The organism is Novosphingobium sp. 18050 (genome assembly GCF_902706195.1).
GTDB lineage: Bacteria > Pseudomonadota > Alphaproteobacteria > Sphingomonadales > Sphingomonadaceae > Novosphingobium.
In genome coordinates, this window is the sequence record NZ_CACSJO010000016.1 from 1 (window position 1) to 14,078 (window position 14,078).

Annotated in this window: 13 protein-coding genes; 4 read left to right on the forward strand and 9 right to left on the reverse strand. The window is 66.1% G+C overall.

What is annotated here, in order from left to right; all coding sequences use genetic code 11:
• The coding region (locus tag GVL61_RS15535) for an NAD(P)/FAD-dependent oxidoreductase (protein WP_159981574.1) at positions 1-557 on the reverse strand (557 nt) is incomplete at its 3' end.
• A gap of 129 nt (positions 558-686) precedes the next feature.
• Here GVL61_RS15535 and GVL61_RS15540 point away from each other — a divergent pair.
• Genes GVL61_RS15540 through moaB form a run of 3 tightly spaced genes read left to right on the forward strand, consistent with a single transcriptional unit; the run spans position 687 to position 3,813 of the window.
• Positions 687-1,445, forward strand: a complete 759-nt coding sequence (locus tag GVL61_RS15540) for a uracil-DNA glycosylase family protein (protein WP_200844949.1) — start codon at positions 687-689, stop codon at positions 1,443-1,445.
• A gap of 18 nt (positions 1,446-1,463) precedes the next feature.
• Positions 1,464-3,293: a lytic transglycosylase domain-containing protein gene (locus tag GVL61_RS15545; RefSeq protein ID WP_159981576.1), complete on the forward strand. Its 1,830-nt coding sequence runs from the start codon at positions 1,464-1,466 to the stop codon at positions 3,291-3,293.
• Complete coding sequence (gene moaB / locus GVL61_RS15550) at positions 3,283-3,813, forward strand: molybdenum cofactor biosynthesis protein B (RefSeq protein WP_159981577.1); 531 nt, start codon at positions 3,283-3,285, stop codon at positions 3,811-3,813. The genes GVL61_RS15545 and moaB overlap by 11 nt, the downstream gene beginning before the upstream one ends.
• A gap of 40 nt (positions 3,814-3,853) precedes the next feature.
• Here the strand turns inward: moaB and GVL61_RS15555 are convergent, their stop codons facing one another.
• The 3 genes from GVL61_RS15555 to GVL61_RS25275 form a co-directional block, all read right to left on the reverse strand.
• Positions 3,854-4,696, reverse strand: coding sequence for an arylamine N-acetyltransferase (locus GVL61_RS15555; protein WP_159981578.1), 843 nt, complete (start codon positions 4,694-4,696; stop codon positions 3,854-3,856).
• Positions 4,697-4,805: 109 nt separating this feature from the next.
• On the reverse strand, positions 4,806-5,672 hold the full coding sequence (locus GVL61_RS15560; protein WP_159981579.1) for an alpha/beta fold hydrolase: 867 nt from the start codon (positions 5,670-5,672) through the stop codon (positions 4,806-4,808).
• A gap of 1 nt (position 5,673) precedes the next feature.
• Positions 5,674-5,802: a hypothetical protein gene (locus GVL61_RS25275; protein ID WP_255456545.1), complete on the reverse strand. Its 129-nt coding sequence runs from the start codon at positions 5,800-5,802 to the stop codon at positions 5,674-5,676.
• A gap of 89 nt (positions 5,803-5,891) precedes the next feature.
• Here GVL61_RS25275 and malQ point away from each other — a divergent pair, with 89 nt between their 5' ends.
• Positions 5,892-7,877 (forward strand): 4-alpha-glucanotransferase, encoded by a 1,986-nt coding sequence (malQ, locus tag GVL61_RS15565; protein ID WP_159981580.1) that lies wholly within the window; start codon positions 5,892-5,894, stop codon positions 7,875-7,877.
• A 114-nt stretch (positions 7,878-7,991) separates the two neighbouring features.
• On the opposite strand, the gene GVL61_RS15570 is transcribed toward malQ, so the two are convergent.
• From GVL61_RS15570 to GVL61_RS15590, 5 genes are all read right to left on the reverse strand, one after another.
• Positions 7,992-9,158, reverse strand: a complete 1,167-nt coding sequence (locus GVL61_RS15570) for an alpha-hydroxy acid oxidase (RefSeq protein WP_159981581.1) — start codon at positions 9,156-9,158, stop codon at positions 7,992-7,994.
• Complete coding sequence (locus GVL61_RS15575) at positions 9,158-10,465, reverse strand: NtaA/DmoA family FMN-dependent monooxygenase (protein WP_159981582.1); 1,308 nt, start codon at positions 10,463-10,465, stop codon at positions 9,158-9,160. Before GVL61_RS15575 ends, GVL61_RS15570 begins: the two co-directional genes overlap by 1 nt.
• A 210-nt stretch (positions 10,466-10,675) precedes the next feature.
• Positions 10,676-12,310 carry an alpha-D-glucose phosphate-specific phosphoglucomutase gene (locus GVL61_RS15580; RefSeq protein ID WP_159981583.1) on the reverse strand — a complete coding sequence of 545 codons (1,635 nt, stop codon included), beginning with the start codon at positions 12,308-12,310 and terminating at the stop codon, positions 10,676-10,678.
• A 197-nt stretch (positions 12,311-12,507) separates the two neighbouring features.
• Entirely contained in the window at positions 12,508-13,467 is a 960-nt protein-coding gene (locus tag GVL61_RS15585) for a cytochrome-c peroxidase (protein WP_159981584.1), read from the reverse strand.
• 10 nt (positions 13,468-13,477) lie between these two features.
• Entirely contained in the window at positions 13,478-13,978 is a 501-nt protein-coding gene (locus tag GVL61_RS15590) for a homogentisate 1,2-dioxygenase (protein WP_235037727.1), read from the reverse strand.
• Positions 13,979-14,078: the final 100 nt, after the last annotated feature.

A 14,078-nucleotide genomic window follows, 5' to 3' on the forward strand; every position in this document is an offset into this window, starting at 1 on the left:
GCGCCTTCGCAGAAGACGGTGTACTTGCCGAGCAGGTTCATGCCCGGCTGGAAATCGCCCTTCTCGTTGCCTTCGCGGTCGACGCCCATGTCGCCGGTCTGCACGCCCAGCACGGCGCCATTGTCGCCGTAGAGGATTTCGGCGGCGGGGAAGCCGGGGAAGATCTCGATCTCCAGCGCTTCGGCCTGTTCCGCCAGCCAGCGGCACAGGTTGCCCAGCGATCCGGTGTAGTTGCCCTTGTTCGACATGAAAGGCGGCTGGATCGCATGCGGAAGGGAGAACTTGCCCTTCTTCGTCATGTGCCAGTGCCAGTTGTCGGTCACCGGGGTTTCGGCGAGCGGGCAGCCATCCTCACGCCAGGTCGGCAGAAGTTCGTCGAGCGCCTTGGGGTCGATGGTCGCGCCGGAGAGGATGTGGGCGCCGATTTCGGAGCCTTTTTCCAATACGCAGACCTGCAATTCGGGATCGATCTGCTTGAGCCGGATCGCCGTGGCCAGGCCGGCAGGTCCACCGCCGACGACGACGACGTCATAAGGCATCTCTTCGCGTTCAATCATGGAAGCCCCGTCCAAATTCGTTTTTTGCCCATCGCTTTTTTAGCTCAATCGCCTTTTTTGCGACTTAGCCGAGCGATTAAATCGTCTTGAGCCTTGATTGCTCCCGCGCGGCAGGTCAAGACCCCCGCGATGGATCAACCTCCAAATCCTGCATTTCTAGACGATATCACAGGTGCGCTCGACTGGTGGCGGGACGCAGGCGTGGATCTCGACTTCGTAGACGAGCCCGTCTCTTGGCTCGCTCCACCCGAACCGGAAGGCGGTGCGAATCCCGCTGCGGAGCGCCGCCCCATGCGCGCGCCGGCCGCCGACGTGGACGCAGCCCCGCTCCCTGCCCGCCTCGATCCGGCCAACCTTCCCGCCGACCTTGCCGCTTTCGCGGCCTGGTGGCTGACCGAACCGCTGCTGTGCGGCGGTGAGCTTTCCACCCGCATCGCGCCGCAGGGGCACGCAGGCGCGGACCTGATGATCGTGGTCGAGGAACCGGAGGCGGAGGACCGCGAGGCTCTGCTCTCCGGCCCTCAGGGAAAGCTGCTCGACGCAATCCTGTCAGCCTTCGGAACACGGCGCGAAGATGCCTATCTTGCCAGCGCGCTACCTCGTCATACGCCGGCGCCCGATTGGGCCGCATTGCAGGAGCGCGGTCTTGGTCAGGTACTGGCGCATCACGTGACTCTGGTGGCGCCAAAACGGCTCGTCGTACTCGGCGGCAACGTCCTATCGCTAATCGGCCACGAATCGCCGCAACGTCCTGCCGTTTTACGAAATTTCAACCATGAAGGGGGATCGATACCTCTGCTTGCCTCATGGGCCCTGCCTGCGCTGCTCGGACAACCGCGCGCAAAGCCGGTCCTGTGGAAGGCCTGGCTGGAGTGGACCGCCGCCTGAGCGGTCCCCGAAAGACAGATGGGCCAAGCAACCGGGGCGTCGTACAGGATCGCGGGGAATAAACACTTGAAACGAATTACCAGGGCCGGACTGTTGGCGGGATTTACCCTCGCCTCCTGTATTTCGGCGGTTCCGGCCTTCGCTAACAGCGCTGCGGTCGACTACTTCCGCACCCGCGCAGACCGTACCGCCGTCCCCTCGCTGCTCAGCCAGGACGACCGCACCTATTACAAGCAGGTCTTCGACGCGATCGATGCCAAGGACTGGTCGACGGTCCAGCGGATGCTCGCCTCGCGGACCGACGGCCCGCTGCACCAGCAGGCCCGCGCCGAATATTACCTGGCTGCCGGTTCGCCCAAGATCGAACTGGCCGAACTTCAGGGCTGGCTCTCGCAAGGCGCGGAACTGCCCGGCGCCGACCAGATCAGCCGCCTTGCGCTGAAGCGGGGTGCCGAAACCGTCCCCAGCCTGCCGAGCGAACAGACGTTCGCGCGCCTGCCTTCGATGTCGAAGCGGGTTCGCCCAGCGTCGATCGAAGACGGCACGATGCCCGGCTCGATCTCGAACAGCATCCTCGACCGTATCAAGAACGACGACCCGATGGGCGCGCGCGTGCTGCTCGACGGGATCGACGCCAGCCTCAGCCCTTCGACGCGGGCCGAATGGCGCCAGAAGGTGGCCTGGAGCTTCTACATAGAGAATCAGGACGCCAACGCCTACCAAATGGCCCAGCTTGCCGCGCTCGGAACGGGGCCGTGGGTGGGTGAAGCCTGGTGGACCGCCGGGCTCGCGGCGTGGCGCCTTGGAGACTGCGAAGGGGCCGCCGACGCGTTCGGCAAGGCCGCCCAGTCCTCCGAGAACGCCGAACTGACCAGCGCCTCCCATTACTGGAAAAGCCGCTCGCTCGTGCGCTGCCGCAAGCCCGAACTGGCCGCTGCCACGCTGCGCCTCGCTGCCGCACGTGACGAAACGCTCTACGGGATGCTTGCGTCCGAACAGCTTGGCCTGAAGCTGCCCGAGCAGCATTCCGCCGCCGACTTCACCCAGGCCGACTGGCAGCAGCTGCGCGCCAATCCGAACGTGCGCGCCGCCGTGGAACTGGCGGAAATCGGGAAGGACGGCCTCGCCGACGAAGTGCTGCGCCATCAGGCGCGCATCGGCGATGCCTCGCAATATGCGCCGCTGACCCGCCTGGCGCGCGATCTCGGCCTGCCCGGCACCCAGCTTTGGATGGCCTATAACGCCCCTTACGGCGGCAAGCCCGAACCGGCGACGCGCTTCCCCACCCCAAAGTGGACCCCGGTGGGCGGCTGGAAGGTCGACCCCGCACTTGTCTTTGCCCATGCGCTGCAGGAATCGGTTTTCCGCGCCGGCGTCGTCAGCCCTGCGGGGGCGCGCGGACTGATGCAGATCATGCCCGCCGCCGCGCAGGACCATGCCTCGTCGCTGGGCGTCTCGGGCAATGCGTCCGATCTCAACAAGCCCGAAGTCAACCTGGCGTTCGGCCAGCGCCATCTGCAAATGCTGCAGAACAATTCCGCCACGCAGGGCCTGCTGCCCAAGGTCATGGCTGCCTATAACGCGGGCCTCCTGCCGGTGGGCCGCTGGAACACCGACGTGAACAGCCAGGGCGACCCGCTGCTGTGGATCGAATCGCTGCCCTATTGGGAGACGCGCGGCTACGTGAACATCGTCATGCGCAACTACTGGATGTACGAACGCCAGGCTGGCGGTGCATCGGAAAGCCGCATGGAACTGGCGCAGGGCGAATGGCCGACCTTCCCCGGCCTGTCGGGATCGCAGGGCGTGCGCATGAACGCGAATGGAGCGATCGTGCGTGGCCGTTGACCCGAGCCGCACTTTCAAGCCCATCAACATCGCCCTGCTAACGGTTTCCGACACCCGCACTGCGCAAAACGATACCTCGGGCGATATCCTCGCGCAGCGCATCACGGACGCGGGCCATACGCTCGCGCGCCGCGTGATAGAGCGCGACGACGCAGCTGCCATCGCGGCGTTGCTCGAAAACTGGATCGACGATGCCGAGGTGGATGCGGTGGTCTCCACCGGCGGCACCGGCCTGACCGGCCGCGACGTCACCCCCGAGGCACTAGGAATGGTGACGGGCGCACGGGAAATCCCCGGCTTCGGAGAGCTGTTCCGCTGGCTGTCCTACCAGACCATCGGCACTTCCACGGTACAGAGCCGCGCCATGGCCGTGGTCGCACGGGGCACTTACATCTTCGCATTGCCCGGTTCGAACGGCGCGGTGAAGGACGGCTGGGACGGCATCCTCGCCGAACAACTCGACAGCCGCAATCGCCCCTGCAATTTCGTTGAACTAATGCCGCGCCTGCTGGAGGTGTAAGTTCGCGCTTCCGCAACGGAGCACGCGGAAACCAGCGCCGTCAGAGAAACAATGGCAACCGCGCGGTTTCCTGCTCGCTCACCGCGATCCTGAATACCTCGCGCAGGGTGCGGGCATAGTCAGCCGCATCGGCGATCATGCGCCGTTCGGTGCCGTTCGGGCCATGCACCGTGAGGCCCCGTTCCACCATCGAAGCGAAGCCCCCGGCAAGCGGAATGCTCGCGACGTGCAGGCTGGTGAAGCGAGTATCGGGCCGGGTGGAGGTCCAGTGATTTGCCTGCTCGAGATCGCCCGACACGGCTTGCGCAAGGTCGAAAGTGTATTGCGCCTGCCAGTCGCCATGCGCGGTAGCGCGACCGTCGGTGGCGGAAACCGGCCCGGCGCGCTCCAGCAGCCACTCCCCCTCCAGGCTGCCCCGCATCCCGGTGCGGCGCAGACGGTGACGGGCGCCGTCCGCCGTATGCGCCTCGGCCCCGTCCACAAGTGGCAGGGGCGCAAGGTCGCTGCCCCCGAAGCCTGCGTCGACCAGCCACTCTTCGCCCGCGATGGTGGCCAGCAGGCAGACATGCGTGCGCGGGGGAATGACGTCCTCGGCAAGGCCCAGCCTGACGCGCGCCAGCAGTGGCCGGTTTGCCACGCCAAGCGCCGTCAGCACATCGCCGAAGAGGCGGTTCTGCTCGAAACAATAGCCCCCTCGCCCGTCCACTACGATCTTGTCGAACACACTTCGCGCATCGATGCGGATCGGCCGGCCAAGCATGATGTCGAGGTTCTCGAACCCGATCCCGAGCCTGTGCGCCGATTGCAGCGCCGCGACGGCTTCGGGTTCGGCAACGGGACGTGCGGCAAGGCCGATGCGGGCAAGATAACGGTCGAGGTCCATGCCGCCCTCCTAGGCGCGCGACTGCACGGTGGGCAAGCCTGTGGACAGATCGGGCATAGCCGGTGGAGAGGCGGTGGAGAGGCGGTGGACAGCTTGGGTAAAAGTACCCTCAGCCGCCGATAAAATCGAGCAGCTGCGGCACCAGTTTCGGCCATGACCGGAACAGAGTATGGCCATCCGTCCCCGCCATCGTCTGGCCCGAGCGATAGTTCCACTCATCGTCATTCCACGGCGGATCGACCATCTGCGAATGCGGTACCAGCCGGTGCACCCATTCCGAGGTCGCCCGCGTGTGCGAAAGGTCGCTCCTGCCGCTGCGGAACACTAGCGTGGGCATCGTCAGTCGCGCGAAGTCGCGCGGCGACATGCCCGGCACCGGGGTAATGGGCGAAGGCGCATAAGCGGCGGCCCATTTCTGCATCACTGCGATGAACTTGTCCGGGTCCTGCGCCAGGATAAAATCGCGCGCCTGCTCGTTCTTGGCGAAGTTTTCGGCCCAACTGGTCGCGCGCAGTACGGCTTCCATGCCGCCGACGCTGGCCAGCGTGCCGGCCTCTCCGCAGTAGTAGGTTGCCAATTGCATGAGGCCGATCGGATCGCCCGATATCCACCACAGCGCCAGATGCGAGCAAATCTCAGGATCGCGCGCCGCCGCCAGCATAGAGACGCGGCTGCCACCCGATCCCCCCGCGATCACCGTAGGGCCAAGGTCCAGCTTCCGGATCAGGCCCGAAAGCGCCTCGGCCTGCATCTCGGATTCGCTGTCGCCCAGCAGGGAGGCATCGGAGAGCCCGCAGTTCGGCCGGTCGTAGATCAGCACGCGGCGCCCGGCATGCACAAGCTCCTGCGCCATCTCTCGCAGGCCCGGCACATCCATCGTGAAACGCCCGCCCGGCGTCAGCGCAATCGCTGGATCACCTTCCCTGCCCAGCAGTTCGAACGCAATACCGATCCCGCCGACATCGACCCTCGCCATATCACTCTCCGTTTTGTTTTTGCCGGCGCTTGGCTTTGCCCGCCCCGCAGCTTGCCGCATCGTCGAGCGCGCCTGCGGTCCGCGCAAGTCCCGCATGGGAACGATCGCCCGCGCGGTTGGCGGCGAGCAAGCGCGATTGCTCCCGCGATGCAGGCACGCTAGCCTCCCGCCACAGCGCATGGGCGGCGCTCCTACCGGCCCCACGGAGCGATGCCACAGATGCAGCAGTTGCACGCCCTCGCCGAGGCGATCGGCCTGGTCCGCACCTGGTGGGACGTGGACGGCGCGCCGCAAACCGTCAGCGACGCATCGCTGGCCACGATCGCTGCCGCGCTCGGCTATCCTGCGGCAACCGAAGTGGAGATCGCGGCCAGCCTCGCCCAAGTCGACAGCGAGCGCGCCCAGCCTCCGGCGATGATCGTGGCCGATGTCGGCCGACCCACGCCGCTGCCAGCCGCCCTAGCCCATGCCCGGATCACGGCAGATGACGGCACGGCGCGGGAGCTTGACGTATCGAATTGGATGCTGCCGCCCGTGGACGAGGCGGGCTACCACGCGCTCACCATAAACGGCCATGCGCTCACGCTGGCGGTCGCGCCGCGCCAATGTCCTTCGGTGGAAGCACTAGGCAAAGGACGTATCTGGGGACCGGCAGTGCAGATCCCCGCTCTACGCGGCGCGGCGCCAAAATCCTTCGGCACTTTCGCCGAGCTTGCCGAAGCCATCGACACGTTCGCCGCGTGCGGCGCGGATGCGGTGGCGATCAACCCCGTCCATGCGCTTTTCGCCGGATACGGACATGATTTCAGCCCCTATTCGCCCTCCAGCCGGCTCTATCTCAATGCCGCCATGGGCGATCCCGTACTGCTCGGCCTGCCGCCGCTGGAGGGGGACGAGGTGGTGGAGGAAGCCGCCCTCATCGACTGGGAAACCGCCTTGCCCCAGCGCCTCGCTCAGATGCGCGGCCTGTTCGCCCGCCTCGACGCCGCCACGCGCGAACGCGTCGCACGCAGCAATGCGCCGCACGGCGAGGGGCTGGTACGACAGGCGCTATACGACGCGCTGGATGTGCATTTTCGCGCGCAGGGCCTACATGGCTGGCAGACTTGGCCCGCCCCCTTCCACGCCCCCGAAGGTGACGCTGTGGCCGCGTTCGCCCGCGACAATGCCGAAGAGGTCGAGTTCCACCTCTTTACCCAATGGCTGGCGCGCGAAAGCCTTGTCTGCGTCCAGCAACGGGCGCGGGTATCGGGCATGGCGGTGGGCCTGCTCGCCGATCTGGCCGTGGGGGTACACACCGGCGGTTCGGATGCCTGGGCGATGCGCGGCACCTTGTTGCAGGGCCTGACCATCGGCGCTCCGCCCGATCCATTGGGCCCACACGGACAGAACTGGAACCTCACCGGGTTCTCGCCAAGGGGCCTGGCGCGAAGCGGCTACGCCCCTTGGATCGCTACGATCCGCGCTGCTCTGGCGACATCGGGCGCGCTGCGCATCGACCATGCCTTCGGCCTTGCCCGCCTCTGGGTAGTCCCGGAAGGCCAGCCTTCGAGCGCGGGGGCATACCTGACCTATCCGTTCGACGACCTCATCCGCCTTGTTGCACTGGAGGCACACCTTGCCGGGGCGCTGATCGTGGCCGAGGACCTTGGCACGATGCCATACGGCTTCGGCCCCGCGATCGCACGGCGCGGAATGCTGGGCATGCGCGTGCTGTGGTTCGAACGCGCCGACGACGATGGTTTCATCGGCACTCAGGACTACGACGCGCAGGCTGTGGCCATGACCGGCACCCACGATACCGCCACCGTCGCCGGCTGGTGGACCGGGCGCGATCTCGACTGGGCGGAGAAGCTGGGCCGCCTCCCCGAGCACACCAGCCGCGTAGAGGCGGACGACCGGCGCGACTGGGACCGGGGCCTGCTCTGGGCCAGCCTGACCCATGACGCCTCCTCCCGCCCTGCGCCGAACGACCCGGCTCCGGTAGTCGAAGCAGCCCTGCGCCGCATCGGGGCCGCGCCTTGCGGCCTTGCCATAGCCCCGCTCGAAGACCTTCTGGCGGAGCGCGAGCAGCCCAACCTGCCCGGCACGATCACGGAACATCCCAACTGGCGCCGACGTCTGGATGCCCCCCTGTCAGCCCTGCTGGCCGAACCGGATACCGCCGCGCGCGTGCATGCCTTGGACGAAGCCCGCAAGGGTTAGCGGATCTTCGGAAAAACCGGCGTGATCCGGCAGGACGCAGACCGGCGCCATACGTCGACATTCCCGGGAGCGGGGCATTCCCGGGAGTGCGGGGGGGGCGATGGACCTCGCGCCTTACCCCCGAAAAGTCCCCGGCATGAGATAACTGCGGTCGAGTTCCTCCAGCCGCGTCACGCCCACCATGGCCATAGCCACGTCGATCTCGTTCGCCAGCAGATCGATTGCGTGCCGGGCGCCCCCTTCTCCCCCCGCCGCGCAGCCGTAGAGTGTGGCGCGGCCGATGAGGACCGCATGCGCGCCGATCGCCAAGGCCTTCACCACGTCCGCGCCGCGCCGCACACCGCTGTCGAACAGGACGGTGGTGCGGCTCCCCACCGCGTCGACGATGCCAGCCAGAACGTCGATGGCCGGCGGCGAGCTGTCGAAATTGCGCCCGCCGTGGTTGGATACCGCGATGCCGTCGACGCCGTGGTCCAGTGCGATCCTTGCGTCCTCGGCCGATAGTACGCCCTTGATGACCAGCTTGCCCGGCCAGCGGCGGCGCAGTTCGTCCACGTCCGCCCAGTTGACCGAGGCCGAATTGGCCACACGGCTGACAGTGCCAGTCAGCTTGCCGCCCACCTCGGGCGGGTAGTTGGCAAACTGCGGCAACCCGCCCTGCAGGTAGTACCGGCAGATCACCGATGCGAACCACGAGGGCCGCTTGAGGAAGTCCGAGACCAGCGCCCGGTTGGGGCGAATCGGGTTGGACATTCCGGCCCGCCTGTTGAATTCGCGCAGCGGCCACATCGGCGTGTCCACGGTGAGGACGATGACATCGGCGCCGTTCTCGCAGGCCGCGTCGACGACCTTCCACGAAAGGTCGCGCCGCTCCCAAAGATACATCTGCATCCAGTGGCCGGAGGTCGCGCATTTGGCGATGTCGGCGAAGGCCGTGGTGGAACTAGTGGTCTGGGTGAAGGGAATGCCCGCAGAGGCTGCTGCGCTGGCGATGGCCCGCTCGCCCCGGTGCCACAGCAGGTCGGACACCCCGGTAGGGGCGATCACCAGCGGCAGGGGCTGGCGGCGGCCGAACAGCTCGATCCCGGCCGAGCGCTGCGCAACGTCGCGCAAGGTGCGCGGCAGTAGCTGGACTCCTTGCAGCGCTGCCACGTTACGGTTCACCAGCAGGTCGTCCTCGGTGCCGCGCTCGATGAATTCCCAGATCGCGCGCGGCAGGCGGCGACGGGCAAGTTCCCGCACTTGCACGATATTGTGCGTCTTCTTCGCTATATCGCGCATCACGACAGGCCCAGATTCTCGCGCAGGGTCGTGCCTTCGTATTCGGTGCGGTAGACGCCCTTTTCCTGAAGGATCGGCACCACCTGATCTACAAAATCGGTAACCGAACTGGCCATGACGGTGGGCGTCACATTATAGCCGTAGCAGCCGGTCTCACGCCAGATACGCTCCATTTCCGCAGCCACCTGCTCGGGCGTGCCGACGATCTGCGGCTTGCCCACCGCAAGGCCCCAGCGGATTGCGACTTCGCGCAAGGTCAGCGGCTTGTCGCCCTCGATGTTGGCGAAGGCCTTCATCAGCCCCTGCGAGGCCTGCGTCTCGATATCAGCGAGCGGCTGATCTAGTTCCATGCCTGCAAAATCCACGCCCATGGTACCGGAAAGCCGCGCCAGGCAGGCATCGATCGGCAGCTTCTCGACAAGGTCCGCCAGCTTGCGCTTCGCCTCTTCCTCGGTCCCGCCGACGATGGGCTGGATGCCGAAGCTGACGCCCGGCACCGTCTTGTCCGCATCGCGCGCCGCATCCGCAAGGTTCGTCATGAACCGCTTCATGCCAGCAAGGTTGGGCTGGATGGAGAAGACCACGTCGGCATGGCTCACCGCGAACTGCTGGCCGCGCCCGGAACTGCCCGCCTGGAACAGCACCGGGTGTCCCTGCGGCGAAGGCGGCACCGGCGAGACCGTCTGGCAGGAGAAGAACTCTCCCTGATGGTCGATGAATTCCACCTTCGCCGGGTCGGCGTATACACCCGCCTCGCGGTCGGCGAGGATGGCGCCCGGCTTCACCGAATTCCACAGCTTGTAGCAGACCTCCATATACTCATCCGCGCGGTCGTAACGGCGGTCGTGGTCGAGTTGGTGGAGACCCAGCGCACGGTGTTCACCCCGCAAGTGGCCGGTGACGATGTTCCAGCCCACGCGCCCGCCGGAAAGATAGTCGATAGTGCCAAGCTGGCGCACGATGGACCAGGGCTGGTACGAACTGGTCGACATCGTTGCCGCGAGGCCCAGGTGAGTAGTCGCGGCAGCGAGCGCCGAGAGCAGCACGACAGGGTCGAGGCAAGGCCAGCAGACGCCGTACTTCACCGCGTCTTCATGGGTGCCACGGTAGCGGTCGAAAACGCCGGGCGTGTCGGCGAAGAAGATGGCGTCGAAACGGCCACGCTCCAGCGTGCGCGCCAGGTCCTGCCATGCCTTGAGGTCATGCAGGGCGTCCAGCCGGTTGTCGCCCGGCTGCGCCCAGCTGAGAACCGTGTGGTTGATCGGCGAATTGATCAGGAAACTGACCAGGTGGATATGCTTGCTCATGGCGTTTGCGCACCTTCCTCTCGAACCGACGGATGGAATGCGTCGGTGCGAGAGGCAAGCGGTTTCAGATCATGATGTATACACTATGGTTAGACGGAACCGTTTAAACCGCCATAATCGGCGGTTTTCGTAAATCACCATATCCAATTCATCGCCAGAGCGGGGCTGCATCCGTCAGCCCCGGTCCGAGGCGACGTGCCGGAACAAGGATCAGGTGATGACGTCGGGCGCGGTTCGGCCGGTATGACGCATGATCCCGGCGATGGCTTCCGCCGCAGCTATCTGCGCTTCCAGCATCACGCCGGTCTCGGCGTCCAGATCCCCGAAGCTGGCCTCGTAGCGCTCGAGGTAGAGGCGCAGGGTCGCGCCCTGCGTGCCGGTGCCCGAAAGGCGGAACACGATGCGGCTGCCGTCCTCGAACAACACGCGGATGCCCTGGTTGGCGCTGACCGAACCGTCGACGGGGTCGGTATAGGAAAAGCTGTCGGCAACCTGCACGGTCAGCGGGCCGAAGGTCTTGCCGGGCAGGTCGGCCAATTGCGCCCTGAGGCCATCCATCAGTGCATTGGCGCCTTCGGTAGCGATGCCCTCGAAGTCGTGGCGGGCGTAGTAATTGCGGCCGAAACGCGCCCAGTGTTCACGGGCAAGATCATCCACGCTGATGCCGCGCACGGCAAGCACGTTGAGCCAGAGCAGCACTGCCCAGAGGCCGTCCTTCTCACGCACGTGGTCCGATCCGGTACCGGCGCTTTCCTCGCCGCAGATGGTGACCTTGCCGGCGTCGAGCAGGTTGCCAAAGAACTTCCACCCGGTCGGCGTCTCGAAGCACGGCACGCCCAGCGCTTCGGCCACGCGGTCGGCGGCGGCGCTGGTCGGCATCGAGCGGGCAATGCCGGCAAGTCGGCCGCGATAGGCCGGGGCGATCTCGATGTTCGCGGCCAGCATCGCCAGCGAATCCGAAGGCGTGATGAAGCGCCCGCGCCCGATGATGAGGTTGCGGTCGCCGTCGCCGTCCGATGCCGCGCCGAGATCGGGCGCATCTTCCGACATCATCAGGTCGTAGAGTTCCTTGGCGTGGATCAGGTTCGGGTCGGGGTGATGCCCGCCAAAGTCCTCCAGCGGTACGCCATTGACCACCGTGCCCGGAGCGAAGCCCAGGCGGCGTTCGAGGATCTCGACAGCGTATGGCCCGGTCACCGCGCTCATCGAATCCATGCGCATGGTGAAGCCCGAGGCGACGACCTTGCGGATCGCGTCGAAGTCGAACAGTTCCTCCATCAGGTCGGCATAGTCGGTCACGGGATCGAGGACCTCCACCGTCACGCCGCCAACCAGGGTTTCGCCCAGCGTGTCGAGATCGACGTCGGACGCTTCGACCGTCAGCCAGCGGTCGATCACCCTGGTACGCTCCAGCATGGCGCCGGTGACGCTTTCGGGCGCGGGGCCGCCGTTGGCGATGTTGTACTTGATGCCGAAATCCTCGTCCGGCCCGGCGGGATTGTGGCTTGCGGAAAGGATCAGGCCGCCGCTGGCGTTGTACTTGCGGATCACATGGCTTGCCGCCGGGGTGGAAAGTATACCGCCCCGCCCCACCAGCACCCGGCCGTAGCAGTTGGCCGCCGCCATGCGGATCGCCTGCTGGATCACAGTTCGGTTGTGATAGCGCCCGTCGCCGCCGATCACCAGCACCGCGCCCGGCGCACGCTCCACCACGTCGAACACCGACTGGATGAAATTCTCGGCATAGCCCGGCTGCTGGAAGACCTTCACCTTCTTGCGCAGGCCCGAGGTGCCGGGCGCCTGCCCGTCGAAGGGCGTGGTCGGAACAGTGACGATCTGGGTCAAGCGAGCATCTCCAATAGTATCACGATCTGGGGCCGTAGACGGCATGTGCGCACAAGACGACACTTTCGTGTCGACGCGCGCGTTGTCAAATGGTTGCTTTTGCCAATGCTGCACAGCCGCCAAGGTTGCACCCGTCGCGATTTTGCCACCTTATGGCTCTGGAAATGCGTCGCCGGGTCACGATACCACTGTGAACGCTATGAAATCTCGCAAGTCTTGCCCGGGCGCGCATAGCGGGTGTCGGTGGTGACGGCCGTGTCAGTCAAAGCATCGAGAAACGCCTCGACATCGGCGGCGTCACCGGGGGACAGGGCGATGCCGTGCCGGACGATGGCATCGGCCATGGTCTCGGCACTGCCATCGTGGAGGTAAGGCCCGGTCAAGGCGACGTTACGCAGCGAGGGCGTCCGGAAACGGCCGCGATCTTCGCTGCGGCCGCTGACGCGGGCGAGCCCGAAGTCGCCATTCGGAGCAGATGCAGGCTCCCCCGCCAGTCGGTGGAACCCAAGGTCGGTGAATTCTCGGCCCGAATGGCACGAGGCGCACCCTGCCCCGCCCCGGAACACAGCCTCACCCCGCACCGCCGCTTCGGGGAGCGGCGCCCCGCCCGAGGTCGCCCGGTCCCACGCCGTTTCATGGCTGACGATCGTGCGCTGAAACGCTGCGAGCGCCGTGGAAACGGTGGCAAAGTCGATCCGTCCGCGTGCCTTGGGAAAGGCGGCCTTGAAAAGCTTGCGGTAACACCCGTTAGCGGACAGACGCCGTGCGAGTTCGGCCTCCTGCCCCTTCATGCCCATCTCGACCGGGTCTTCGCCCGCGATGGGCACAAGCGCCTGCAGTTCCAGCGTGGTCAGCGCATCGTTGCCCCAGGTAAGCGGGGAGAACGCGCCGACGTTCACCAGCGACGGCACGTTGCGCAGTCCCGGTTCTCCGTGCGCTCCGGGATGGGCGCGGGTGCCGTCGGCAAAGCTGTGGCGCGGATCGTGACAGGTGGCGCACGAAAGCGTGCCGTTGATCGACAGATCCCCGTCATGGAAGAGCCGCCGCCCCAGCGCGACCTGCGCCTCGGCCGAACCGCCGCTGTCTTTCGCCATGCCCGCCCCGGCGGCAAGCACGAGGCCTCCGAACAGAAGCGCCCAGCACCCTGCCCGGCTCATCGGATGCCGTTCATCGAACCGGAGCGACCATCACCGTGAGCGCCGCTTCGCCGTTCGCCGCGATTTGCAAAAGATGGCGGCCGGAAGGCAGATCGTACTCGACCATCTTGGTGATACCCGAACACTCCGGCCCATGTCCGTGGGCAGCCGAGGCTACGGCCTTGCCGTCGACGATCACATCGACCCACGAACGCCCGTTCTGGGCAATGCGGTAGCGGCCCGCCTTGGCCACATCGAATGCGAAAAGGCCCCCGAAGCTGACCGATCCGCCCGGCTTGCCCGGCTCGAGAACGTAATCGACCTTGGGTGTGGGTGCGAGCGTAGCATCGAAAGCGGCGCCCATCACAAGCAGCGCCTTGCCTGAAGCGGCTGGTTTCACCGCTGCCTTAAGCGGGCGATGCGGCGCGCTCCAGCCAGCAAGATCGGCGGGAACGGGAGCAGGCGCCGTGCAGGCCGCGTGCTCGTGCCCCCCCATTGCTTCAGCAGCAAGCGCCGGAACTGTGGGCGTCATTATTGCTGCACCAGCGAGAAAAAGCGCCCGGGACTTTCGTATCATGCTTGCGGCTCCATGCATCATTTATATACGACAGAATATAGGTTCGCTCAAAGCG